Genomic DNA, 24,726 nt, shown 5'->3' on the forward strand with positions numbered 1-24,726 from the left:
CAGGAGGAAACATTGTTCAATCATTAACATTTCAATACATCATATGTTTTGGTTCAAGTGTTCCATTAGTTTTTTAGTCTCTAATGTATTGAAATTTCAATACATCATATGTTTTGGTTCAAGACCGTTACAATTACTCTTGCAATCAAAAAATCAGGATTTCAATACATCATATGTTTTGGTTCAAGAAAACAGGCAATCGCAGTTGGTGCAAGACTTAATAAATTTCAATACATCATATGTTTTGGTTCAAGCACAAGGTCAAGCAGCTAAACATAAAAGATTACAAAATTTCAATACATCATATGTTTTGGTTCAAGTAAATTTGTAAAGAAAAATGCAAGGAGAAGAAACAAATTTCAATACATCATATGTTTTGGTTCAAGTTGCAAGTTTAAGGTCTTCTCTTCCGAGAAGATAATCATTTCAATACATCATATGTTTTGGTTCAAGGATTAAAACTATCAGCACTTTTAATATGCCCAAGCCAATTTCAATACATCATATGTTTTGGTTCAAGTTCCAGTCTGTTACAGTAATGTCATGATCTGAACAATTTCAATACATCATATGTTTTGGTTCAAGATGTAACTCTTTATAGCTTTTACATTGTTAGCAGATTTCAATACATCATATGTTTTGGTTCAAGTTAAAAGACTTAAATCAACAAGTTACTAATGTTGTATTTCAATACATCATATGTTTTGGTTCAAGTAAGACAAAAATTAAAAGGGTATTTTGTGTTTAAATTTCAATACATCATATGTTTTGGTTCAAGTATATAAGTGCTACTAAATACAATAGTTTTATTAGAATTTCAATACATCATATGTTTTGGTTCAAGGATGACAAAGGTATTTCCATTAATTCTGTTAGCGTATTTCAATACATCATATGTTTTGGTTCAAGGCAGCATCATAATCAGTTTTTAATATTTGGGTATCTATTTCAATACATCATATGTTTTGGTTCAAGAAGATATTGTTGTTGCAAATGAAGATTTAATATCATTTCAATACATCATATGTTTTGGTTCAAGTTTTTGCATTAGTTGTTCTTAGAAAGTTTTTAAAAATTTCAATACATCATATGTTTTGGTTCAAGAATTACCTTTTAGAACTCTACCTTTATATCTTTTATTATTTCAATACATCATATGTTTTGGTTCAAGAAAAAAATTTTATCTTTACCCGCGCGCGGTCACATATTTCAATACATCATATGTTTTGGTTCAAGCATATTCTCAAGATTTTTTGCAATTTCATTATATTGATTTCAATACATCATATGTTTTGGTTCAAGCTAGTCAGTCCTTTATTAACTAAAAAATTAGCCAATTTCAATACATCATATGTTTTGGTTCAAGGAAGTTACCGGAGATGCTAGAGACAGCGTAAAAGTATTTCAATACATCATATGTTTTGGTTCAAGGCAACACCAATATTTGAAACTCTAAGTATAAACTAATTTCAATACATCATATGTTTTGGTTCAAGATTTAAAAGATTTCTTGATTTTATTAATTTATTATTATTTCAATACATCATATGTTTTGGTTCAAGAAAGGTACAAGAGTAGATACATTAAGATGGTCTGAATTTCAATACATCATATGTTTTGGTTCAAGATTTAGATTCGATTTCTTTAAAGTCTTATATTAATAATTTCAATACATCATATGTTTTGGTTCAAGATCTAGAAGAGATTCTAACGGCGCAATAACTAGTTAATTTCAATACATCATATGTTTTGGTTCAAGCTTGTTGTAGCACTATAAGGATTTTCTGCACATTTATTTCAATACATCATATGTTTTGGTTCAAGTATATCCTAATTGAATATAACCTTTATAACCTACATTTCAATACATCATATGTTTTGGTTCAAGAAAATCATATTTAGATCTAGTAAAATCTTTGTTATTTCAATACATCATATGTTTTGGTTCAAGGTCATTATAAAGTTCACTTTCATATCCACTTATTATATTTCAATACATCATATGTTTTGGTTCAAGGTAATTTCAATAAAGAGCTTGTTTAAAGCTCTTGTTATTTCAATACATCATATGTTTTGGTTCAAGAAAAAACCATCATAACTTGCTGTACTTATACTTCCATTTCAATACATCATATGTTTTGGTTCAAGCTTTTCATTACTCTTTTATACACTTTTGCTATAGTATTTCAATACATCATATGTTTTGGTTCAAGTATTCTGTGTACTGGCATTTCTTTATTATTTTTCCAATTTCAATACATCATATGTTTTGGTTCAAGGAAATGATAAACTCTCTAGTTGTAACACCATCCATATTTCAATACATCATATGTTTTGGTTCAAGATTGGCTTTGCTCCTAATAAAAAATGGGATATTGTATTTCAATACATCATATGTTTTGGTTCAAGTTGTAATAATTTGTTTTGTTTTCATTCGTTCCCCTAATTTCAATACATCATATGTTTTGGTTCAAGAAATCTTTTTGTGCTGTAGCTGCTTCTTCATTTATTTCAATACATCATATGTTTTGGTTCAAGTTTTGTTTTCAATTCTTCCTACGGCGGAATCTGTATTTCAATACATCATATGTTTTGGTTCAAGGAGTGATAAAAGATGATGACTTGGAAAATCTAATAAATTTCAATACATCATATGTTTTGGTTCAAGGCGTTTGGCAAGGTGCGATAGAAGGTGTAGATTAATTTCAATACATCATATGTTTTGGTTCAAGATGGTACTGCCAATAAGTATAGACCACAATTACCATTTCAATACATCATATGTTTTGGTTCAAGAAGCACAGAGGGCGCAGTCTATGGATACAATCCGATTTCAATACATCATATGTTTTGGTTCAAGCTATACTCATTGAAAGTTAATTCTGTAAATCGTTCATTTCAATACATCATATGTTTTGGTTCAAGGAAGCTTTAAGACTTTTAACTCTCTCTTATATTTTATTTCAATACATCATATGTTTTGGTTCAAGCTAAAGCTTCCTCTGCTTCACCTCTAATTGTCATTATTTCAATACATCATATGTTTTGGTTCAAGCAAATGTTTTTATACAGATGAACCACTAAATAAGCAATTTCAATACATCATATGTTTTGGTTCAAGTAACGCAAAATAAGCATTCTTAAAATGCCATTTCTTATAAATAGGATATGCAAAGTAGTTTTTTCCAACCAATTATTTTTTAAACAATAAGTTGTAAAAGAACTTTTAAAAAGTACGATATTATAGCTATTTTTAGATGATATTGTATTTAAATTGGTTGGAAAATTATATAAATATAGATTCTACTTCTTTTTTATCATTTCCTATAGTAAGTTCTGCAAAACTTCCTGAGTTTTGAACCTTTATTATAGAGATAAAATCCAAATTTTTATCTATTACATTTTTTAGTTTATTTTCTAGCATTAGTTGATCTGATGGAGTTATATTTCCTCTGAATATTGATTTTTGATGATGTTTAAGATATTGTTTGCAGATTTTAAAGACTTTTGCAACCCTATATTTACCTGCATCACTAAACTCGTCTGCTATATCATAAAACAAAAATATATAGTTGTAATTAAAGGTTTGTTTTTTCTTTGCCATTTTACACCTTCTCTTTTAGTAAAAAAGGTTTAAATTCTTTATCTTCTACTATATATTTTATAAGTTTATACCCATCTAGTTTGATGCAGTTTTTAAAACTTGTTTTTCTTTTTAGTTTTTTATGCATAAAAGTTTCATTTATTCTTGTTTCAAAGGCATCTATAAATATCTTTTTACCCTCTTCATTAAGAAGGGCATAGTTTAAACTTTTGTCAAAATGTTTTGTAACTTGAATCCTTTTTTTTCCAACCAAATCAAAAATAGTCTTAAACACAATAATAGGTTTAAATGCTTCACTAATATCAAGACTTAGACTAAACCTACCTTCTCTTGGAGAGTGTAAGAAACTAATAGTTTGATTTAGATGTGTTTCATAAATACTTGAAATCGTTTTTGTATAAAGCAAAGTATTCCCAAAACTTACAAGCGCATTTATAGGATTGTCTGGTGGTCTTTTTACTCTTTTATTCATCACAAAATCTTCTGGTAAAAAATATTTGAAACTATCGTAAAATCTACTCCAAATCTGTCCTTCTATAAAAAGTATCTGTTCTATAGTCAAATCTTTATTTAAAAACTTTTCCACATCATTTTTCAACCAATCAAGTGTTTGTTTTAACTCTTTTTTCCCATGCCTAAAATAGTGATACAACACCTCATAAATATTTGCTGCAATTGCTGAAACTATCGCTTTTGCTATGACCAATCTTTTTTCTATATAAGACAAAGATTGTTTAATAGTCAAATCCCCACTTACAAGTTGTTCTTTAGGGTAAAAACTTCCGCTATAGTTTCCATGATAATTAAAAAGATGAAGAGTGATACCAGCACGTGAGATAAAATCTAAAAACTTAGTATTAAAACTAACTTCATTCATACAATACAACTCTCTAGTGTCTTGTATGGGAATATAGAAATTTCCTTTTTCATTTCTAAAAGCTATGGAGTTGTCTTTTCTTTTTAACTCACCCATCGAAAATATATATCTAGTATGATTTTTTGCCATTTTAAATCCTATATAAAACAATACTCATAATAAGCACACTTTTTACACTTGTTTTCAAACTTAGCTTGTGGTGGAGTATCTTGATTGATAAGAGTTTCAATCTTTTCTAATATATCCAAAAGCTCTTTTTCATTTACCTCATCAAGTTCTATATAATGTACTTTTTTGTCTTGTCTATTTTTTTCAATAAACTCAATCTTCCCTTTTCTCTCCACACCTTTTTGTTTTAGTTTGTATAGATAGAGTAAAACTTGCCATTTTACAGCTTCTAGGTCACTATCACTCTTTTTTATCTCAACTAAATAATCACGAGTGAGTTTATCAATCTTGATATTGTCAATACTAACTTCACCCTTTTTTGATTTTTCCTCATTTATCTCATGTAAGATTTTACCAATACGTACATCTTCACTATTGTCTTCTAAGTTTATACGGTTGGCGTGAAGATAACACTGCCTTTGACAATGGAAATAGTAGTTTATAAGTGTGCCGTTTATTTTCATTTGTTTCTTAATCTTTCTTGTATATTTTCAACTGGCTACACTTTGTAGTCAGTTGATTTTATTTATGACTGGTGACAATTTGTCACCGTTTAAATTATCATAGAGACGAATTCACCTTTTAAGACACTTGTTTCCAAACCATCCTCATAGGAATAAAGTTGTTTGTTATCACTTATATCATTCCATTGTTCAAGATATAAATATCCACACTTTTCTTCTCCATATGGTTTTAAATACTCGATACCACTATTGTGATAATCAGCTAATGAAAAAGTATATTGAGAAATTTTTGAGGCAAGTTCTTTAAGTGATATTTTTTTATCAATTAGATCTCGTTCTTTATTTTGTATTGCTTCTTCATACTGATTCCAAACACTAATTGCTTCATTATTAATAGGTACAAATACAGAAATAGATTGCATATCAATAATTTTAATATGAGCATTATCAAAACGGAGATTTTTCATATCCGCCTTATAATCACTCAGCCCTTTTATAAATTCTTTTTTATTTTTTTCAATAATATTTTTTAAAACATGATTATAAAACTTGTCAAAATCTTTTGTATCTAATACATTCTTGACTTTACTGTCCTCTTCATACGTTGCAGAAACATTTTTTCGCTTATCATCTCTATATACAAAGTTTTCATTACCTTGACCAATCTTAAATAAGAAAAGTTTGTTGCCTTGTTTGGAACTGTTTCGATTGATACGCCCAGCTAATTGCTCATCACTATCTAAAAGAGATTTTTCTTTAAAACCTATATCCATATCTATATCCACACCAGCTTCAACCACTTGGGTAGTAACAAGCAAAATATTTTTATCATGAGTATTTTTTATAAATTCTATTATCTCTTTTCTACGAGGTTCTAAAATGGTTCCGCTTAGTATAAATATCTCATCAAAGATTTTATTATGCTTTTTAGTATATTTATAAAACTCATCAGCCCCTTTTTTGGTTATAAACTCTATGATAGTTTTGACTTTTTTTGATTTGGTAGTTCCTAAATTTTGATACGAAACACTTTCTTCCTCTAATTTTTGATAAATCTCTTCAGGTTTTTGTATCTGTATAACATTTGTATCTATTGTAACCCTTTGTGCAAAATTTGGATTTTGAAAGTATTGCTGTTTATTGGATACCAAAAAAGCAAAGTCACTATCAATAATATCTCCTATCTTTGGTAATGTTGCACTCATAACAATAAATTTCATATTAAAGTTTTTTGCAAATATATCCAACAAATAAACAATTTGAGACCATAAATTTGGGCTATATGTCTGTATCTCATCAATAATCACTACAGAGTTTGCAAGTCTATGAAAAATATAATTGTCATCTTTGCTAATGCCCGTCAAAATATCAAAAAATTTAACATGACTCAAAAGTGTTATAGGGTAGTTCATAAACTGATTATCTAAAAAATTCTTTTTATCATCTCCATACACTCCATCTTCACTCTCTTCTTTTTTTTGATTATATTTTGCTTTTGAGTGGAGTTGCACTATTTGTGAATTGTTAAGAGTTAGTGTCTTTTTTATAGATTCATATGTTTGAGTTATTAGTGTTGTAAATGGAAATACATAAAATACTTTATTGATTGAAGGGTCTTTTTGTAGTATTTCAACCACGCTCATAAGTGATAAATTTGTTTTTCCAGCACCTGTTGGAGCTTCAATATAAAATAAATTTTGATTAGGATTTTCTTTTAGAGTAGTTTTTAAGTTTTCTCTTACTTCTATAAAAAGCTTGTTTCGTAAGTGATTTAAATTGTCGTTTGATTTATTTTCTAAATCACTAAATTTTTGAAAATCTTTGTTTGTTTTATTAACCAATTCTTTATCAAATTGATTTGCATAAAATTGCATATAAATACGCTCTCTAAACTTCTCATCTATCAAGCCAAAATCAGTATATTTTAACTCTGCATTATTCCCAAAGTTCATAAATTGAGCAGTAGCGTAGTAATCAGAAATAATAAGAAGAGAAAAAAGGGATTTGGAGAGAAGAAACAGTATTTCCTCATTTGTTTCAATATAATCAAAAATAGAAGAAAAATTTCTATTTTTGTCTTGATTTTTTTTTGTATGTTCAACGTGTAAATCAAAATGATTTAAAAATTCTAAAAACTCTTTTTGAAAAATCAGATCTTCATATTGATAAACTTTTCCATGATGTTTTGAGACTAAAAATCCAAATATATAAATTATTGTTTCAATAATTTCTGCCTCATCTCCTTTCCAGTTCTTTGAATCCATTTCATCTAAAGAATGATTTATAAAGAGATACGCACCAAGTGGAGAATGATGACTATCTGATAATGTAGATTTGATATTTAAATTATTTAGCATAATATCTTTTTGAAAATTTGGATTAATTTTTCCCATATCATGCCAATAGATAGCTTTTGAAAAAAGATATTTTATAAAATCAGAGAACTCTTTTGTTTGCTCTATATCATTTAACAAAATAGCACTTTTTTCAAAAAGAACATCTAAATAAATTTCTAAATCATTTTGTTTTGTCAGCTCAATGAAATAGTCATATACTAAATCAATATGTTTTTTTAAAGTCTCTTTCTTGTGAGAATTTTTTGATAAATGGGCTTTGTACTTCTCTTCTATATTTAACTTAATATCTAACTCACTAAATTTTAGAAAAGACATATTACCCCATTGTCAGATTCATAAAGAATACCTAAATGTTCAATAGATTTTAAATATTCAATTGATTTAAATACTGCATTTGTATATACAAACTCTTGGTACTTATATTGCCTTGGATTTGAATTCCAATCAATTGGCAATCTTTCAAAAAGATAAAAATAATTTGTAGTACGCTCTTGATAACCACTATTTTTAAGCACAAAGTTCTCATTTTTTGGAATAATTGTCAAGACTCTAAACTGCTCTTTTTGCTCAATTTTTTCAAATTTTTGATGTTCATGAAAATTATCCCACCACAATGAAAACTCATTTTTACCCATATAGGGAAGATATTCTGATTGATTGGATTTTAACCTTTTTATCAGTTCATGATTTTCATCAATTTCAATATATATATCATAGGCTGGATTGACTAAAGTTTGCTCTGTAATGTTTTTTGTTTCTCCATTGGTTGTATTGTTAAAGAGAATAAACTCTTTTTTATAAATCCCACCATTTTTATCACTTGGAACAACAGCAATTCTTAGATTTTTAAGCTTTTCATAAAACTCAGGCATTTTAGTCTGATCTTTGTTTTGTGCATACCCTTCATATCCCATAATTGCACCCAACATACCTAAAATATATGTTTTGGGAATGATATTATACGTGATAAAAATCTTATCATTTATATCAGGCTTTTTAAACATCCCAAAATCAGATTTAATGGTAAAACTAATTAGTTTTTTCATAATTAAATACTTTAAACTGTTTGAGATAAATCGAATATCTGTATATTTAGATTTTGGCTATCATAAATTAAGTCTATAAGCTCTTCTATTACATAAATTTCAATAGATGCTATTTCATTATTGTATTTGTTTAAATAGCTTATTAATTCACTTAAATCAAAACTATTTTTTTCTCCATTTTCACCTTTTTTAAACTTAATGAATTGAGTAAAACTAGGAAGTGTTAAAATTGAATTTTCATTAAGAGTCACGTATATTGATAGTTCATTTTCAACTCCACTCTTTGAATGCGAATCATAAAATGTTGCTGCATTATTAAAAGCATTTTTTAAAACAATGATATCATTTGAAGATAATAAGTTTAATGAATCTTCTTGATTATTATCAAGTAAAGTTTTTTCTTTTTTAGCTTCTTTTTTTTTGATAACACTTTTCCAATTAGATAAATTTTTGGGATTTATTGAAAAGTTATGTATGTAGTGAACCTCTGTAGCTTTACTCATACTTCCTATAGCTGTAAAAGGTGCTAAAATTTCATCTGTATAAACTTTTCCTTTCCCAAATAGATCGGTTGCATGATTTACTTGTACAACTCCATGTAATGATAAATTTTTACCTTTTGCTGTAAATGTAGCACCAAACAATCGAACATCTATACACTCCAAAAGAGTAAATAAAACATTTTCTTTTTGCTCTAATTTATCAAATGCTTTATCCAAATCAATTGCCTCAAAGTTTTCATTCAACTGTTTTGTAAACAATATTTTTTCATTCTCTTGATTCTTTTTAATATAATTTCTGACCAACCACTTAAACGATTTATCCGTCGCATAAAAACTTCCATCACTTTTCAAACGTCTTGGAAGACCGTTAAAATCAGCATTATAATTTGCGTTGATTGCCTTAACAACTACACACCCATAAACTCTATTTTTAAATTCTGTACTACTCATCTTCTTTCTCCTGCATTTGATTATTTTGGTATTTGATTTGATTGTCGGCAAAATATCCAGCAATCATATATTCCATGACACTATCCATATCAAGCGTATCTTGATATGTTTGTATTATGCTCATTGCATTGTCATATCGTTTCTTAAACTTTAACTTATGGGCATATTTACGATGTACTTCATAGATATACTCTTTTAGAAGTTTACTTGTTTGCCAATCAGTAAAAGCATTAAAATCACTATGATTTTTGTTTTCTTCTTTTTTTTCACTTTGATCAATTAAAAACCTTGCCATCTGACCGCAAAGAAATGCGAATAATTTATCATCATATTCTATATGGTCAACTCCACCAACAAACTCTCTTTTTGGTTTCCCATTCTCTTTTAAAATTTGGTTGTCTTTTTCGTCTTTTTCATCTTGCCAATATCCTAAACTATTATGCAATTTTGTTTTTAGTTCTACAAATTCACCTTGTTCCACTTTTTCACCTCCATCTTTAAAATAATGCTTGATACTAAAAAGCAAATTGAGTTTTTCTTTTATCTCATTTTCATAAATTGAATAACCGTTTTTATTATTGTCATCATGTTTGATATTATCTTTTATAATATCCAATAGCATCTCTCTAAACTCAATATCTTCTAAACTTGTTTGATAAGATTTATAGATAAAATCATAAAAATTTTGACGGTATTTAATAAGATAGTTTTTAAGTAAATTATTTGAGTTCTTTGAATCTATTTTAGAATAAGTAATATCAATATCCTTATAGTCTGAAAAATAGTTATATTGAAGCTTATTATCAAAAATCAATTCATTTACAATTTTTTCAAATTGAAATACAGATAATTCTTTCTCATAAAAATTTGCTAATTTGAAACCATTTTTTAAATCTGTAAAATTAAAAATTATAAATGGTGCCATATATTCAAAATTTTCAATATAATCAATATCTCTTATTTTTAAATCATATGTCTTATTACCTTTATTAAAAGATGAAAAATAGTTCAAAAGATAGAAGTTTTTTAAATCTTTTGGGTTTACATCCCAAACTGCCTTAATGATTTCTCTATAACTTCTTTTTTTCTCGTTATCTTGTAAAACTGCTACTTGTTGTCCAAAAAGAGATTTATTATCAATGAATAAAGGAAATGGTTTTGTCAGCTGATTATTATCTGTCATAACTTTAAATTTATAAAGTTTTACAGAACAACTTTTACATACAAAGTTTGTCAAATCAACAGGCATAGTAGGTTTCATTTCAAATGTTTTCGTACCAAAAGTATTTAAAAAAGACGGTAAAGAAACATCTTCATGAACTCCGCAGATTGAGCATACCCCATTTTGAATATATTTTTTATCCGAACTTAAAAATACAGAATCTTTTAAATAAACAGCATTAAACTCTCTAACTCGTTTTGTATCATAATTTTCAAAATCAATATAAATTCTCAAAGAGATTGATACATTATCTTTCTTGGCTTTTTTTTGTTCCATATATTGTAAAAAAGATTGATTTTGATAAATAGCATCTTCTAAGCTATTCATCAAACATTCTTTCAATTTATCTAGTATCTCATTTTGAATTCTATAAGTTTTAGCGTCATTAAAATGCTTTTCAATTCTATTAAAAAAGTATTCTTCTCTATTTTTCGGTTTTTTTGAATCATTAATATCTGATTTAAAATTAACGCCGTCATATTCTATATTAATCGTCAAAATATATGGACTAGAACCTTTCAACCCATGTATACGGTCTAAAGCTTTGTTAAATAGAGCTTTTTGATAATAAGTCATATATTTTATGAACTCTTTTTCTTTATAATCTAGTTTTTCATAAATCCAAAATGTACTTTTATCACTATCTATAATAAAAGAATTTTCTTTTTCTAAAATTTTGACATAAAAATGTTCATAAGTTTTAGATGGCTCATCTGCAATAAAATATTCTTCAATTCCTTCATTTGCATCCATAAACTCCACAATCTCTTTTATCATTTCAGCAACCTCCTTTCAAAATTTCTGTATAATAACAGTGCAGATCCTAGGTAATTCCTCTCCTGTCTTCGCACAGTGATGATCCTAGGGGTAATCATTTTATCCCTTTCCCAAGTACAAACCCTCCACCATACGATTGTTTCTCCCCAAGTCCACAACCCAAAGCAACAAACGCCAACTTCTGACTCACTTCATCTTCATTAGGTACTATTTTAAATTTATTTCCAAAGAGTCTTACTTTTATATACTTTTCATCATTTATTTTTTTATTAAAAAATATTGATTGAGGTTTTTGATTTTTGATTTCTAGTAGTTGGATGAAGTTTTGTGTTGGTTCTAGTTTTTCATTATAAAAGTTTTCATATTTTTTTAGAAGGTTATCTTGAAGTTGCTTTTGAAGTTTTAATATATCTCCATCTTTATCTACAGTCCAAAATATTGATTTACCATTTTCGTCTTTTACTGTTGTTATTGTTGGTGTTACTGTGTATAGTTCACTGATAAAAAACTGCTTTACTACTTTTTTTGTTGCTTGTAATACTTGAAGATAACTGTTGTTTATATTTTCTCTCAAAATTCTTTGTAGTTTATATATAAACTCTTCATCTAGTGAGCGTATTATAAACTCATAAGTATTTCCCACTTTATATACTTTGTCTTTTTCTATTGGGTAAAAGTTCCCAAAGCAGTAGTTTTTGAAGCCTTTTTCTCCATGTGATTTTTTTAACTTTTCATCTTCTAAAAAGCTAAAATTTATATAGCTAGATAAGATATCAAAGCTATCATTTAGTTCTATGTTTTGTTTTATATATGCCTTGCATTTAAGTTCAAAATATTTCAATAATAATCCTTTTAAGCCTATTTCATTAAATTTAAATATCAAATAATATCTAAAAATAAATTATATTATTTATTTTTCTTTTTTCATTTCACAGTTGCTAATTTTGAATGTACTGGTATATTTACTGCATTTATACTTGGCTTTTTATTATTATGAAAATCAAATTCTAATTTTACATCTGGTCCAAAAATCAAACAATGAGTAGAGCCACCAAAATGGAACATCCCTAACTCATCACCTTTTTTGATTTGTTGTCCTTTTTTTACAGTTATCTCACAAGATGAAACCTCAGCCATACCAATAGCAATAAAACACATTAAACCTATTTTTGGATTATCTGCTTCTATAAAAATAACTGCTCTTGTGGCAACTGCACTTAAGAAAGATTGTGAATCATTTGGTGCACTAGGATCTCCACCATCTTTATTTGAAAAGCCTTGATATTTGTTCTCTAAATAATATGTTCCATTTACTATAAAAGCTTTTTTAACTTTTCCACTTACAGGAGAGTTCCATTTGTGATAACTTAAAGCACTTAAAAAGGCTTGATAAACAGTACCACCTTCAAACTTGCTAGCTAATGGGTCAAAGTTCATCATATTTTCCAAAGAGTATGGTTGCCCTTTTAGCCAAAATTTTGCATCTTTTTTTACATTTTCCACAACTTGTAAAGGTGCAGATTCGCAAGCATTAGCAATAATATCTTTACCTTTTGCTATTGGTCTTACACCCTCTCTAAATTTTCTTGTAAAAAAATCATCCCAAGATTTAAAGCCATAATACTTATCTTTTGGATTACACTCAAAAATATCTTCAAAAGTTTGTTTCTTACAATCTTTTTTATCCACTACAGCTTCACAAGCAACTTTTACCATCTCTCTTTTTGCTTCGTCACTAAGCCAAGCTAATACTTTAGGAGTTCTCTTAGGGAAACTTTCGACTAATACTTTTCTTGAACCTTTACTCACAAGATATTTACTCCAATAAGCCAATATCTTTTTAAGTTGTTGATTTACCAAAGTATTTGAAAAAAACTCATAGCCAAAAGTTGTAGCCATAGGCCAATCAAGCAAAGCATTTATAGGAAAACCTATAAGCCCACAAGGCTCATCATCACCACTTTTATCAGGGCATTCTGTAAACTGAGGAGCCTGTGTCATAATACCATTTAAAAGAAATAAAAACTCATCAAAATTTTTAACCTCAGGAGTTCCTAGTGGAGTTTTTTCTCTCATTATCACAGCTTCTGTGAACATAGAAGTAGCAAGACCATTTAAAATAGCATCACTTTCAACCATCTGTTTAAAATCTTGTATAGGTTTTATTAAAGGAGCATTTTGTTTCTGTACCTCTTTTTTTAAATCCCTAATCCAAGCATCAATCTGCTCTACACTACTAGGTAGCCAACTTCCTGCTCTTGTTTTTTTTAAATGACTCATAACTATTCCTTTATAAAAATTGTTTAATTACACCTTTTTTTAATAAACAATTATATTATAAAGTATTTATGTCACAAGTACTGTCAAAAGGAAAGATTTTGATTTTTTATTGCTAAATTGCGAAAAGAATCACTTCCCTACCAACTCATACATAGCCTTAATTTCATCAGGCCAAATAGTCTCATCAATAGTTTCTAAAACCATTGGAATATCATCCATTCTGCTGTCATTCATGATAAATTTAAAGGCATCCCAACCAATCTCACCTTCACCTAAAGAATGGTGTCTATCTACTCTACTTCCTAAAGGTGGTTTAGAGTCATTTATATGCATCCCTTTTAAAAACTCTCGTCCAACTATTTTATCAAAGTCTCCCCAAGTTTTATCGTATGCTTCACGTGTTCTTATGTCATATCCAGCTGTAAACATATGACAGGTATCAATACATACTCCAACTCTAGATTTATCTTCAACTTTATCTATTATATAAGCTAGGTGTTCAAATTTATATCCTAGGTTTGTTCCTTGACCTGCTGTATTTTCGATAACTGCTGTAACACCACTTGTTTTATCTAAAGCTATATTTATAGATTCTGCTATTACTTCAAGACATTGCAACTCTGCACTATAAATCAAATCATCATAATCAGCTGCTCTTTTAGAAAATTTTTGTAGGTGGCTTCCTGGATGAAAGTTAAGTCTATCAAGTCCAAGTATTTCACATCTTTGCATCTCATCTATAAAAGCATTTCTACTTTTTATAAGTTTTTCCTCTTCTGGGTGTCCTAAGTTAATAAGATAAGAATCGTGAGGTAAAATATGTTTTGGTTGAATACCACTCTCTTCTAAATTTTTAAACCAAAGGTCTAAAGTTTTGTTATCAAATGGTTTTGCATCCCATCTTTTTTGATTTTTTGTAAAAAGAGCAAAAGCTTTTGCTCCTAACTCTTTTGCGTTTAATGGAGCATTAAAAACTCCCCCTGTTGCACTTACATGTGCTCCTACATATTTCATTATTAAATATCCTCTTTTTTTGTTATATTTTACTAAAAAAGTCTGTAGATAATTTTAAGAGTTCCTTTTACATAATGTTATTAATCTACACACATTTTTTAAATTTTTGATTATTTTACACATTTACGAAGAGTTATTTTTCAATGGCACAATATATGTAAATATCTATACCATATAGATATGCAAGGATGTTTTATGGATAAAGTAGTAATTATAGGTGGTGGATATGCGGGTATTTATGCCCTAAGAGAATTAGTTAAATCAAAAAATATAAAAATAACACTTATTGATAAACACACTTTTCACAACTTACAACCAGAAGTTTATGATTTGATTGCAAATAAATCAAATATTGCTGATGTAACTATAGATTTAACAACACTTTGTGCAGGATTAAACCATCCATATTTGGAATATAAAAACCTAAAAGTTAGACAAATAGACCATAATACAAAAAAGATATTTACTGAAGAAAAAGAGATAGTTGATTTTGATTATCTAATAATGGCAGCAGGGACAAGAACATTTTTTCCTACAGCAATCTCTGGTTTAAATAATGCTGATGATATAAAAAAACTTCATAGAGCAATGTTTTTTAAACAAAGTTTTGAAAATGAACTGTTTAAAAAAATTAGAGATGAAGCAAAACAGTGTGCAGATACACATATTGTAGTTGTTGGAGCTGGTTTATCTGGAGTTGAAATAGCAGCAGAGATGGCATACAACTCTAGAAAGTTTTTTAAAAGGGGTAAATTCTCTTGTGATAATATGAAAATCTCTATAATAAGTAGTTCAGATACTATTTTACCTGGATTAACTCCTGAACTTATTAGAATCTCACATGATAGATTAAAAGAGCTTGGTATAAATGTTATCACAAATACAAAACTTCAAAAATGTGTAGATAAGTTTGCATTTTTATCTAATGGCACAAAAATTCATTATTCTTTTCTAATCTTTACAGGTGGAGTTGAAGCTTCTAAAATAACTGATGAATTAGACGTAGCTAAAAATAGAAAAGGTCAAATAATAGTAAATGAATATATGCAAACAGATAAGTATGAAAATATTTTTGCTATTGGAGATATTGCTGAGATTAAAAATGCTGCTGGAGAGATAATGCCTCCAAATGTTACAATTGCAAGAATCAGTGGTACAAATGCAGGAAAAAATATTTTAAATATCATAAATAAAAAGAAACTTGTAAAATGTCAACCAAAGCTAGATGGTATTTTAATCGCTTTAGGTGGACAATATGCAGCGGGGAATATTTTTAATCTTTTCCATGTAAAAGGAAGATTAGCTTATGAGATTAAAAAATATGTATTTACATCGTATAGAGCACCTCTACTTAAACTTATAAAATCTGGGTATTCAAAACTAAGAAAAATCTAATCTCGTAAAATTTTGATTAAAATATTATTTTCTTTATCTCTGAAAATAGTATTTTTTTCATTTTTTTCAAAAAGCTCTTTTATAAAAGTTTCTTTGTAGTTTTCATTTAAAAACTCTTTGTTAAAACTTTTAAAACTTTGGCAGGAATAAAAGTCTTTGCAAATTTTGTCTTCATACATTTTTAGCTTTAAGATTGTTGTCCCAGCAGTCAAAATTTCAACTTGGGTATAGTTATTGTATATAGAGATAAAACCTTTATCATAAAATTTTAGTTTTGGTGTTTTTATCAGTATTGTTGCACTAGAAACCACCGTAGGTTGGTTAAAAGAACAAGAAGTAAAAAACAATATAATGGGTACAAAAAAGAGTAATTTTTTTATCTCTTATCCTTTGTTTCAAAAAATTTCACTATAATACTAAAAAACGATAAAATATATAATTAAAGGTTATAATTGCTAGTTCATATTTGTTGCGCCGTAGATTCGCACTATTTTTTAATGAGAATTCAAGAAGAGTATCCAAATGAAGAGATAGTTGGTTTCTTTTATGATCCAAATATCCATCCATATAATGAATACCGACTTAGATATTATGATGTTGAGTATTCTTGTAAAAAGTTAGGTATAAAGCTTATAGAGGGTCCATACAACTTAGAAGAGTGGTTAAAGAAAGTAAAAGGTTTAGAAAATGAACCTGAAAAAGGTGACAGATGTACAGTATGTTTTGATGATAGACTTGAAACAACTGTAAAAAAAGCAAAAGAACTAGGCCATGATAAATTTACAACCACACTTTTAATCTCACCTAAGAAATCTCAAGATAAACTTGAAAGAATAGGGAATGAATTAGAAGAAAAATACGATTGTAAATTTATTTTTAAAGATTACAGAAGTGGAAGTGGTACCCAAAAACAAGGAGAACTTGTAAAAGAAAACTCTTTGTATCGGCAAAACTATTGTGGTTGTCTATTTGGACTAACTGCACAAAGAGAGCAGCAGAAAAAAATTATGGATGAGATGTTTTCACCTATTTCTAATCAAATCTTACCAGAATCGATTGAGAGTAGATTAGAGATATACAAAAAAAGAGATGAATTAGAAGAAAAAGGTATCCCTTTTAAAATCATAAAACAAAGATTTTTAAATTATAGATTATTAAAAGGCTTAACTAAAATTGATAAAAAAATAGTTCCATCATATTTTCTTTGTTATTCAACTTTAAATAATAAAAAGATGAATGGAAGAATCGTATATGAAAAAGATGAGATTCACTATCTAGGTAGAGATGAAGTAAAAGTTTTAAGTCTTGATATTTTTAACGAGATAGGAAACAGCTCTTACAAATGTACTAAAGACTTAATGTTCAATCCACCAACATTTGAGTCAGAACTAAATATCAGAGATAAAGTTACAAAAAATCCTTATGGTTTATCTACTATTGTTATAGTTGATGAAGTAATTGATGGAAAATATGAGATTGAACTTGATAGTGTTATTTATGAAGATGTGAAAGAGGTTATTGTATGAGGCTTCTAGTCTGTGCAATGGAAACCTCATCAAATATTCACTTAAAAGAGTTAATAAAATATCTAAATGATGATATTGAGCTTGTTGGGGTATTTGACAAAGAGTTAGGTAATCCAATGTATGACCTAACAAAACTTGCAATAATGGGTTTTATTGATGCAATAAAAAAATTAAGATTTTTCTTTCAATTAAGGGATGAATTAGTACTTGCTGCTAAAGATTGTGACAAAGTTCTACTTATGGACAGTTCAGGTTTTAACCTCCCACTAGCAAGAAAACTAAAAGAAAACTATCCAGACAAAGAGATAATCTATTATATTCTTCCTCAAGCTTGGGCATGGAAGAAAAAAAGAGTATTTAAACTACAAAAATATTGTGATAAATTATGTTCTATTTTACCTTTTGAAAAAGATATCTACACAAATAAAGATAAAGTTACCTATGTTGGTCACCCATTGTTAGATGAGATTACAGAGTATAAAACTACCCTTGAAAAAACTGACAAAATAGTTTATATGCCAGGAAGTAGAAAAACTGAAATAGTAAATCATATGCCAGTTTTTAGAGAAATAAGTCAACAAATAAAAGATAAAAAACATATACTAATTATCCCATCAAAATTTGATAAAGAGTATATTGAAAAAATTTATGGAGACATCTCAAATTTTGAAATATCAAATGATGCTCCAAAAAGTTTAAAAGAAGCAGAGTTTGGATTTATCTGTTCAGGTACTGCAACATTAGAAGCCTCAATTGTAGGAACACCTTTCGTTTTAAGTTATATTGCTAAAAAAGTGGATTACTTTATAGGAAGGAAATTTGTAAAACTTCCCCATATAGGTTTAGCTAATATTTTCTTTGAAAAAATGGGTAAAAAACCTATTCATAAAGAGTTTTTACAAGAAGATGTAACAGTGGAAAATCTTTTAAAAGAGTATAACTCTATGGATAGAAAAAAATACTTAAAAAACTCTACTATATTAAGGGAATATTTGAAACATGGTAGTTCTGAAAATGTAGCTAAAATAATCCAAAACTAATTTATTTTTGGATAAAATATATGATTTTTAAAATATAAATATTTATAAATATAAACACATAGGATACAAGAATGTTAGATATAATGGAAATTCAAGAAATTTTACCCCATAGATACCCAATTCTTTTAGTAGATAGAATTACTGAGATGGAAAAAGGTAAAAGTATCATTGGGTATAAAAATATCTCGATAAGTGAGCCGGCATTTATGGGACACTTCCCAGGACACCCAATATATCCAGGAGTATTAATCTTAGAAGGTATGGCTCAAGCAGGTGGAGTATTAGCACTAAAAAGTAATGATTTATCAAATGAAGAGTTAGCAAATAAAGTTATCTATTTTATGAGTATTGATAAAGCAAAATTTAGAACACCTGTGAAACCAGGAGATAAACTTGAATATAAAATTGAAGTTAAAAAACTAAGAGGGAACTTAATAGTACTTGACGGTAAAGCTTATGTGGATGATGCACTTGTGGCAGAAGCAGAACTAAAAGCTATGATTGTTGATAAATAGAATAGGTAAAAAATGAATAATATTCACAAAACAGCAATAATAGAAGATGGTGCCCAACTTGGTGATAATATAACAATTGGAGCCTATACAATAATAGGTAAAGATGTAAAAATAGGTAATGGCACAACAGTTGGTTCACATACACTAATTGAAGGTAAAACTACAATAGGAGAAGATAATCAAATTTTTTCTCACGCTTCAATTGGAACAATCCCTCAAGATTTAAAATTCAACGGGGAAGATGTTGAACTAGTAATTGGAAATAATAACAAAATTAGAGAATACACACTATTTAACCCGGGAACTGAAGGTGGAGGTGGTATCACTAAAATTGGTGATAATAACCTTTTCATGGGATATACTCATGTTGCCCATGATGTAATTGTAAAAAACAATTGTATTTTTGCAAATGTAGCAACACTTGCAGGACATGTGGAGATTGATGATAATGTAGTTGTAGGTGGATTAACACCTATTCATCAATTTTGTAAAATTGGTTCAAATGTGATGATTGCAGGTGGTTCAGTTGTAACTCAAGACATCCCACCATTTTGCCTTGCAGAGGGAAATAGAGCAGTTTTAAGAGGTCTTAACTTAACAGGTTTAAGAAGAAGATTTCAAAGTAGAGAAGATATTGATGAAGTTAAAAGAGCTTATAAAGCTATCTTTGAATCAGGAAATGCAATAGCTGATGTAGCTAAAGAGCTTATTGAAACGAACAATAATATCTATGTACAAGAGCTTGCTAATTTTGTTATTTCAACAAAACGTGGAATACCTTTTAATAGAAAATAGGAGAATATATTTATATGAGTCAACTAGAATGTGATTTTTGTGGAGCACCTGATTCAGCTGAGAATCCAATCATATCAGGAGATAATGCTTGTATTTGTAAAGCTTGTGTAAATGCTGCACACGAAATAATGACAGGAGTAAAAGAGCCTTCTGATGAAGATGGACAAGAGGAAAACGATAATGTAACTTCTTCTTTAGAACTTAAAACTCCAGCACAATTAAAAGAGATTTTAGATGATTATGTAATTGGTCAAAATAGAGCTAAAAAAGTTCTTTCAGTTGCAGTTTATAATCACTATAAAAGAATCTTTAGAAAAAATGAAATTGAAGATGATACAGAAATCAATAAATCAAATGTACTTTTAATAGGACCAACAGGTTCAGGTAAAACACTACTTGCTCAAACTATTGCAAACTATCTTGATGTACCTTTAGCAATAGCTGATGCAACATCACTTACAGAAGCTGGGTATGTTGGAGATGATGTTGAAAATGTAATCACAAGACTTTTACAAGCTGCAAATGGAGATGTAAAAAGAGCTGAAACAGGAATTATCTTTATTGATGAAGTGGATAAAGTTGCTCGTATGAGTGAAAACAGATCTATCACTAGAGATGTTTCAGGTGAAGGTGTACAACAAGCACTTCTTAAAATAGTTGAAGGTTCAGTTGTAAATGTTCCACCAAAAGGTGGAAGAAAACACCCTGGACAAGATGCTATTCAAGTAGATACTACAAATATTTTATTTGTTTGTGGTGGAGCATTTGATGGTCTTGAAGAGATTGTTAAAAAGAAAAAAGGTGGAAATGTATTAGGTTTCAACCAAGAGAAAAAAAGTAAAAATGATGAAACTATTATCTCAGAAGTAGAAGCTCATGATTTAGTAAAATATGGTCTTATTCCAGAATTAATCGGAAGACTTCATATGATTGCTACACTAAATGAAATCACTGAAGATGATATGGTTCATATTTTAACTGAACCTAAAAATGCTTTAATCAAACAATATGTAAAACTATTCAAAATGGATGATGTTGAACTTGAGTTTGAAGAGGATGCATTAAAAGAGATTGCAAAACTTGCAATTGAAAGAAAAACGGGAGCTAGAGGGTTAAGATCAATTTTAGAAGATATTATGTTAGATATTATGTACGATTTACCTAAGTTCAAAGATAAAAAAGTGATTATTACAAAAGAAGTTGTAACTAAAGAGAAAGAGCCAAAAATAGCTTAAAGAAGGGATATAAATGTTATTAGACAAGTTAATTGGAATGTTTTCAAATGATATGGCAATAGACCTTGGAACAGCAAACACTGTTGTTTCTATTAGAGGGAAAGGTATTATTATAAATGAGCCATCTGTTGTAGCAGTACAAAATGATAGATACGGAAAAGATAAAATCTTAGCTGTAGGTCAAGAAGCTAAGCAAATGATTGGTAAAACACCATTAAATATCACTGCTGTTAGACCAATGAAAGATGGTGTTATTGCTGACTTTGAGATGACAGAAAGAATGATTAGATATTTTATTGAAAAAGCTCATGCCAGAAAATCATTTATCAGACCAAGAATTATTATTTGTATCCCATATGGAATTACTCAAGTTGAAAGAAAAGCTGTAAAAGAATCAGCTCTAAGTGCTGGGGCTAGAGAGGTTTTCCTTGTAGAAGAACCTATGGCAGCAGCAATTGGTGCAGGTATTCCAGTTTCTGACCCATCTGGTTATGTTGTTGTTGATATTGGTGGTGGTACTACTGAGATTGGTGTAACATCTCTTGGTGGACTTGTATTATGTAAATCAATTAAAGTAGCTGGTGATAGATTTGATAAAGCTATTATGGAATATGTAAGACAAAACTACAACCTATATATTGGTGAAAGAACAGCTGAAAATATCAAAATAGAGATTGGTTCAGCTATTAAACAAGACCAAGAATTAAAAATCAAAGTAAAAGGTAGAGATAACTCGGGACTTCTTTCAACTATTGAATTAGGAAGTGAAGGTGTTAGAACTGCTATAAAAGAACCTTTAAGAGAGATTGTATCTGCTGTAAGATCAGTACTTGAAGAGATGCCACCTGATTTAGCAAGTGATATTGTTGATAATGGTGTTATTTTAACAGGTGGTGGAGCTTTAATTAGAGGCTTAGATAAATATCTTGCAGATATTATCAAACTTCCTGTAAGTGTAGCAGATGAACCATTACTTGCTGTTGCTTATGGAACAAGTAATGTATTAGATCAGGACGCATTATTAAAATTAATCTCTAATGAATAAACTAATATTTTTTATTCTTTTTTTAGCAATCTCTCTTGGATACCTTTTTGAGGTAGATGAGATGGTTGCTAGAAATTTCAATCCCTTCGAATCAATTAAACGTTCATACATAAATACTGTCGTATCAATTCAAGAAACTACAGAAAAATATTTTAAACAAGTATCTACAATAGAAGAGCTTCAAGAAGAAAATAAAGAATTAAGACCCTACAAAGTTCTTTATGAATCTGCTCACAATGAGCTAGATTCTGTACTAAAAACAGTAAACAATCCAAAAGGAACAACAGACCAAATAAGATTTGTAAATGTATTGTCATATATAGATTTTGATAATTTTACAAAAGTATGGCTTGATATGAAAAAAGAGGATAATTCTATTTTAGGTCTTATCTCAAATGGCTATGCTGCTGGTATTGTTGTAAATCTACAAGGTAGAGCAAAAGCTTTACTAAATGGAAATGAAAAATGTAATTATGCAATCTTCATAGGGAAAAACAAAGCCCCAGGTATCATCCATGGTTCACAAAATAGACATGAACTAATAGCAAAATTTGTTCCCATCTGGTTTGATATAAAAGAGGGAGATGAAGTTATAACTTCAGGTATGGATAATATCTTTTTTGAGGGTTTAAAAGTTGGTCGTGTAGTATCAATAAAAAAGATGCAAGATATACAAGAAGCAACTATAATACCCTATGCAAATGTACTTAAACAAAAATCATTTTTAGTATATAAAAAAGAGAAGATCAAAAAAGATGAACCAAGTAAATAAAATCCTAGAAAAACAAGCTTTATTGATACTTGATGGAGCTTTAGGTACTAGATTACAAGAAAAAGGTTTTGATATAAATGATTCTTTGTGGTCGGCTAAATTTCTAAATGAAAACCCAAAAGCACTACAAGACATACACACTGAATATTTAAATGCCGGTGCCGATTGTATAATCACTTCTTCATATCAAGCTTCTATTGAAGGTTTTGTAAAAAAAGGCTTTGATGAAAAAACTGCAAAAAACTTACTAATCCTATCAATCCAATTAGCAAAAGATGCAAGAGATGAGTTTTGGGAAGAAAACAAATCACAAAATAGAATAAAACCCTTAGTTGCAGCTTCAATTGGTCCCTATGGAGCATACTTAGCAGATGGTTCAGAGTATAGTGGAAACTATAAAATTTCAGATGAAGAGCTAAAAGAGTTCCATAAAAATAGATTAGAAATTATTGCAAGAACAAACCCTGATATTTTTGCTGTGGAAACAATCCCTTCACTAAAAGAGGCAAAAATCATATGTGAACTTTTAAAAGATTTTAAAGATATCTGTTCTTGGATTAGTTTTAGTGCAAAAGATTCAAGCTTTACAAATGCTGGAGATGATATAGAAACTTGTGTTAAATATTTAGATACACAAGAGCATATTAGTGCCATTGGTATAAATTGTACCTCTCCACAATATATCCAATCTTTAGTTAAAAAAATAAAAAAATCATCAAACAAAAATATAGTTGTTTATCCTAATGGAGGAGCAAAATATAATCCTCTAATAAAACAATGGGAAAGTTCACCAACTGATGAAAAAGAGTTTGCAAAGATGGCAAACTTATGGAAAAATGAGGGTGCAAATATTATTGGTGGATGTTGTCAAACAGGACCAAAAGAGATTAAAGAATTAAGAAAAACACTTAAATCTAATATCTAGCCATAATCCCATCAACTTTATCCCAAGTCAAATCTTTATCACTACTTTTATTTTGAAACATATTGTAAATATATCTAGCAAACATATCTGTTTCTAAATTTACTTTTGAGCCAACTTTATAAGTTTCAAAAAGTGTATTTTTTATAGTATGGGGAATAATTGTAAGTCTAAAAGAGTCTTCTAAAACTTCATTTACTGTTAAAGATACACCATCAATAGTAATACTTCCTTTTGGAATAATATATTTTGCATATTCTTTTGGCAAAGAGATGATAAAATCAGTTGAATTTCCGTTGTTTTTTATAGTTTTTACTGTACCTAAACAATCCACATGACCTTGAACAATATGACCTTCAAATCTATCACCCATCATCATAGCTGGTTCGATATGTACTTTTCCTCTGTAGTTTTCCATAGCTAATATACTTTGAGTTTCAGGAGATAACTCTACAGTAAAAGTATCACTAGAAAATCTAACAACTGTAAGACAAGCTCCATTTACAGCAATTGAGTCTCCAATCTTTGGTCTATATTTTGCTTTTAGTGTTAAAAAACTATTTTTTAGACTAACAACCTCAGCCATCTCACGTATCAAACCAGTAAACAAAAAAATCCTTCTTTTAGTATCTATTAATCTATAATATAAAGTATTAACTAATATCAATGTGATATAATACCGAAAAATTATTAAGATTGAAATTTTTTAGATAAGTGGA

At 28.7% G+C, this 24,726-nt stretch carries 21 protein-coding genes and 1 CRISPR repeat array (1 of these 22 only partly in view); of the genes, 9 read left to right on the plus strand and 12 right to left on the minus strand.

The window, feature by feature from the left end; all coding sequences use genetic code 11:
* Positions 1–3,121: direct repeats of the CRISPR family, unit length 30 nt; unit sequence ATTTCAATACATCATATGTTTTGGTTCAAG (it extends 1,279 nt beyond the left edge of the window).
* A gap of 165 nt (positions 3,122–3,286) precedes the next feature.
* The 10 genes from cas2 to nfo form a co-directional block, all read right to left on the minus strand.
* A complete protein-coding gene (cas2, locus tag ACKU3H_RS02435) occupies positions 3,287–3,604 on the minus strand; it encodes a CRISPR-associated endonuclease Cas2 (protein ID WP_320035392.1) in 318 nt (105 codons plus the stop codon).
* A 1-nt stretch (position 3,605) separates the two neighbouring features.
* On the minus strand, positions 3,606–4,610 hold the full coding sequence (cas1b, locus tag ACKU3H_RS02440; RefSeq protein ID WP_320035393.1) for a type I-B CRISPR-associated endonuclease Cas1b: 1,005 nt from the start codon (positions 4,608–4,610) through the stop codon (positions 3,606–3,608).
* Positions 4,611–4,618: 8 nt separating this feature from the next.
* Positions 4,619–5,113, minus strand: a complete 495-nt coding sequence (gene cas4 / locus ACKU3H_RS02445; RefSeq protein WP_320035394.1) for a CRISPR-associated protein Cas4 — start codon at positions 5,111–5,113, stop codon at positions 4,619–4,621.
* Between the two features lie 89 nt (positions 5,114–5,202).
* Positions 5,203–7,785 carry a CRISPR-associated helicase Cas3' gene (cas3, locus tag ACKU3H_RS02450; protein WP_320035395.1) on the minus strand — a complete coding sequence of 861 codons (2,583 nt, stop codon included), beginning with the start codon at positions 7,783–7,785 and terminating at the stop codon, positions 5,203–5,205.
* On the minus strand, positions 7,773–8,516 hold the full coding sequence (gene cas5b, locus ACKU3H_RS02455) for a type I-B CRISPR-associated protein Cas5b (RefSeq protein WP_320035396.1): 744 nt from the start codon (positions 8,514–8,516) through the stop codon (positions 7,773–7,775). The genes cas3 and cas5b overlap by 13 nt, the downstream gene beginning before the upstream one ends.
* Positions 8,517–8,527: 11 nt before the next feature.
* On the minus strand, positions 8,528–9,469 hold the full coding sequence (locus ACKU3H_RS02460; RefSeq protein ID WP_320035397.1) for a type I CRISPR-associated protein Cas7: 942 nt from the start codon (positions 9,467–9,469) through the stop codon (positions 8,528–8,530).
* Positions 9,462–11,468 carry a hypothetical protein gene (locus ACKU3H_RS02465; protein WP_320035398.1) on the minus strand — a complete coding sequence of 669 codons (2,007 nt, stop codon included), beginning with the start codon at positions 11,466–11,468 and terminating at the stop codon, positions 9,462–9,464. The genes ACKU3H_RS02460 and ACKU3H_RS02465 overlap by 8 nt, the downstream gene beginning before the upstream one ends.
* 94 nt (positions 11,469–11,562) lie before the next feature.
* Positions 11,563–12,309 (minus strand): CRISPR-associated endoribonuclease Cas6, encoded by a 747-nt coding sequence (cas6, locus tag ACKU3H_RS02470; protein WP_320035399.1) that lies wholly within the window; start codon positions 12,307–12,309, stop codon positions 11,563–11,565.
* Positions 12,310–12,392: 83 nt separating this feature from the next.
* Positions 12,393–13,748, minus strand: a complete 1,356-nt coding sequence (locus tag ACKU3H_RS02475; protein WP_320035400.1) for a phosphatidylserine decarboxylase family protein — start codon at positions 13,746–13,748, stop codon at positions 12,393–12,395.
* Between the two features lie 129 nt (positions 13,749–13,877).
* Complete coding sequence (gene nfo, locus ACKU3H_RS02480; RefSeq protein WP_320035401.1) at positions 13,878–14,762, minus strand: deoxyribonuclease IV; 885 nt, start codon at positions 14,760–14,762, stop codon at positions 13,878–13,880.
* A gap of 195 nt (positions 14,763–14,957) precedes the next feature.
* Between nfo and ACKU3H_RS02485 the strand changes: the two genes are divergently transcribed.
* Positions 14,958–16,157, plus strand: a complete 1,200-nt coding sequence (locus tag ACKU3H_RS02485) for an FAD-dependent oxidoreductase (protein WP_320035402.1) — start codon at positions 14,958–14,960, stop codon at positions 16,155–16,157.
* On the opposite strand, the gene ACKU3H_RS02490 is transcribed toward ACKU3H_RS02485, so the two are convergent.
* The gene (locus ACKU3H_RS02490) at positions 16,154–16,468 is read right to left on the minus strand and encodes a hypothetical protein (RefSeq protein ID WP_320035403.1); all 315 of its coding nucleotides are present in this window, start codon (positions 16,466–16,468) and stop codon (positions 16,154–16,156) included. The two genes, ACKU3H_RS02485 and ACKU3H_RS02490, sit on opposite strands and share 4 nt — an antisense overlap.
* A 141-nt stretch (positions 16,469–16,609) precedes the next feature.
* Here ACKU3H_RS02490 and ACKU3H_RS02495 point away from each other — a divergent pair, with 141 nt between their 5' ends.
* The 8 genes from ACKU3H_RS02495 to mmuM all read left to right on the plus strand — a co-directional run bounded on the left by ACKU3H_RS02495 (position 16,610) and on the right by mmuM (position 24,010).
* Positions 16,610–17,683 (plus strand): epoxyqueuosine reductase QueH, encoded by a 1,074-nt coding sequence (locus ACKU3H_RS02495; RefSeq protein WP_320035404.1) that lies wholly within the window; start codon positions 16,610–16,612, stop codon positions 17,681–17,683.
* Positions 17,680–18,723 carry a lipid-A-disaccharide synthase gene (gene lpxB / locus ACKU3H_RS02500; protein WP_320035405.1) on the plus strand — a complete coding sequence of 348 codons (1,044 nt, stop codon included), beginning with the start codon at positions 17,680–17,682 and terminating at the stop codon, positions 18,721–18,723. Before ACKU3H_RS02495 ends, lpxB begins: the two co-directional genes overlap by 4 nt.
* Positions 18,724–18,794: 71 nt before the next feature.
* The gene (fabZ, locus tag ACKU3H_RS02505) at positions 18,795–19,238 is read left to right on the plus strand and encodes a 3-hydroxyacyl-ACP dehydratase FabZ (protein ID WP_320035406.1); all 444 of its coding nucleotides are present in this window, start codon (positions 18,795–18,797) and stop codon (positions 19,236–19,238) included.
* A 12-nt stretch (positions 19,239–19,250) separates the two neighbouring features.
* A complete protein-coding gene (gene lpxA, locus ACKU3H_RS02510) occupies positions 19,251–20,033 on the plus strand; it encodes an acyl-ACP--UDP-N-acetylglucosamine O-acyltransferase (protein WP_320035407.1) in 783 nt (260 codons plus the stop codon).
* Positions 20,034–20,047: 14 nt separating this feature from the next.
* Positions 20,048–21,268, plus strand: a complete 1,221-nt coding sequence (clpX, locus tag ACKU3H_RS02515) for an ATP-dependent Clp protease ATP-binding subunit ClpX (protein WP_320035408.1) — start codon at positions 20,048–20,050, stop codon at positions 21,266–21,268.
* 13 nt (positions 21,269–21,281) lie between these two features.
* Positions 21,282–22,313: a rod shape-determining protein gene (locus ACKU3H_RS02520; RefSeq protein ID WP_320035409.1), complete on the plus strand. Its 1,032-nt coding sequence runs from the start codon at positions 21,282–21,284 to the stop codon at positions 22,311–22,313.
* Positions 22,306–23,085 carry a rod shape-determining protein MreC gene (gene mreC / locus ACKU3H_RS02525; protein WP_320035410.1) on the plus strand — a complete coding sequence of 260 codons (780 nt, stop codon included), beginning with the start codon at positions 22,306–22,308 and terminating at the stop codon, positions 23,083–23,085. Before ACKU3H_RS02520 ends, mreC begins: the two co-directional genes overlap by 8 nt.
* Positions 23,069–24,010, plus strand: a complete 942-nt coding sequence (mmuM, locus tag ACKU3H_RS02530) for a homocysteine S-methyltransferase (RefSeq protein ID WP_320035411.1) — start codon at positions 23,069–23,071, stop codon at positions 24,008–24,010. The genes mreC and mmuM overlap by 17 nt, the downstream gene beginning before the upstream one ends.
* Here the strand turns inward: mmuM and ACKU3H_RS02535 are convergent.
* On the minus strand, positions 24,000–24,617 hold the full coding sequence (locus ACKU3H_RS02535; protein ID WP_320035412.1) for a riboflavin synthase: 618 nt from the start codon (positions 24,615–24,617) through the stop codon (positions 24,000–24,002). The genes mmuM and ACKU3H_RS02535 overlap by 11 nt on opposite strands.
* Positions 24,618–24,726 lie beyond the last annotated feature (109 nt).

The sequence above is a fragment of the Halarcobacter sp. genome, from assembly GCF_963675975.1.
Lineage (GTDB): Bacteria > Campylobacterota > Campylobacteria > Campylobacterales > Arcobacteraceae > Halarcobacter.

Excerpts from the sequence above, each read along its gene's own strand:
- cas5b (WP_320035396.1), bottom strand. The coding sequence starts at position 8,516 with ATGAAAAAACTAATTAGTTTTACCATTAAATCTGATTTTGGGATGTTT.
- cas1b (WP_320035393.1), bottom strand. The coding sequence starts at position 4,610 with ATGGCAAAAAATCATACTAGATATATATTTTCGATGGGTGAGTTAAAA.
- ACKU3H_RS02475 (WP_320035400.1), bottom strand. The coding sequence starts at position 13,748 with ATGAGTCATTTAAAAAAAACAAGAGCAGGAAGTTGGCTACCTAGTAGT.
- fabZ (WP_320035406.1), top strand. The coding sequence starts at position 18,795 with ATGTTAGATATAATGGAAATTCAAGAAATTTTACCCCATAGATACCCA.
- ACKU3H_RS02485 (WP_320035402.1), top strand. The coding sequence starts at position 14,958 with ATGGATAAAGTAGTAATTATAGGTGGTGGATATGCGGGTATTTATGCC.
- clpX (WP_320035408.1), top strand. The coding sequence starts at position 20,048 with ATGAGTCAACTAGAATGTGATTTTTGTGGAGCACCTGATTCAGCTGAG.
- nfo (WP_320035401.1), bottom strand. The coding sequence starts at position 14,762 with ATGAAATATGTAGGAGCACATGTAAGTGCAACAGGGGGAGTTTTTAAT.
- mreC (WP_320035410.1), top strand. The coding sequence starts at position 22,306 with ATGAATAAACTAATATTTTTTATTCTTTTTTTAGCAATCTCTCTTGGA.
- cas3 (WP_320035395.1), bottom strand. The coding sequence starts at position 7,785 with ATGTCTTTTCTAAAATTTAGTGAGTTAGATATTAAGTTAAATATAGAA.
- ACKU3H_RS02520 (WP_320035409.1), top strand. The coding sequence starts at position 21,282 with ATGTTATTAGACAAGTTAATTGGAATGTTTTCAAATGATATGGCAATA.
- ACKU3H_RS02460 (WP_320035397.1), bottom strand. The coding sequence starts at position 9,469 with ATGAGTAGTACAGAATTTAAAAATAGAGTTTATGGGTGTGTAGTTGTT.
- ACKU3H_RS02465 (WP_320035398.1), bottom strand. The coding sequence starts at position 11,468 with ATGATAAAAGAGATTGTGGAGTTTATGGATGCAAATGAAGGAATTGAA.
- lpxB (WP_320035405.1), top strand. The coding sequence starts at position 17,680 with ATGAGGCTTCTAGTCTGTGCAATGGAAACCTCATCAAATATTCACTTA.
- lpxA (WP_320035407.1), top strand. The coding sequence starts at position 19,251 with ATGAATAATATTCACAAAACAGCAATAATAGAAGATGGTGCCCAACTT.
- cas2 (WP_320035392.1), bottom strand. The coding sequence starts at position 3,604 with ATGGCAAAGAAAAAACAAACCTTTAATTACAACTATATATTTTTGTTT.
- cas4 (WP_320035394.1), bottom strand. The coding sequence starts at position 5,113 with ATGAAAATAAACGGCACACTTATAAACTACTATTTCCATTGTCAAAGG.
- mmuM (WP_320035411.1), top strand. The coding sequence starts at position 23,069 with ATGAACCAAGTAAATAAAATCCTAGAAAAACAAGCTTTATTGATACTT.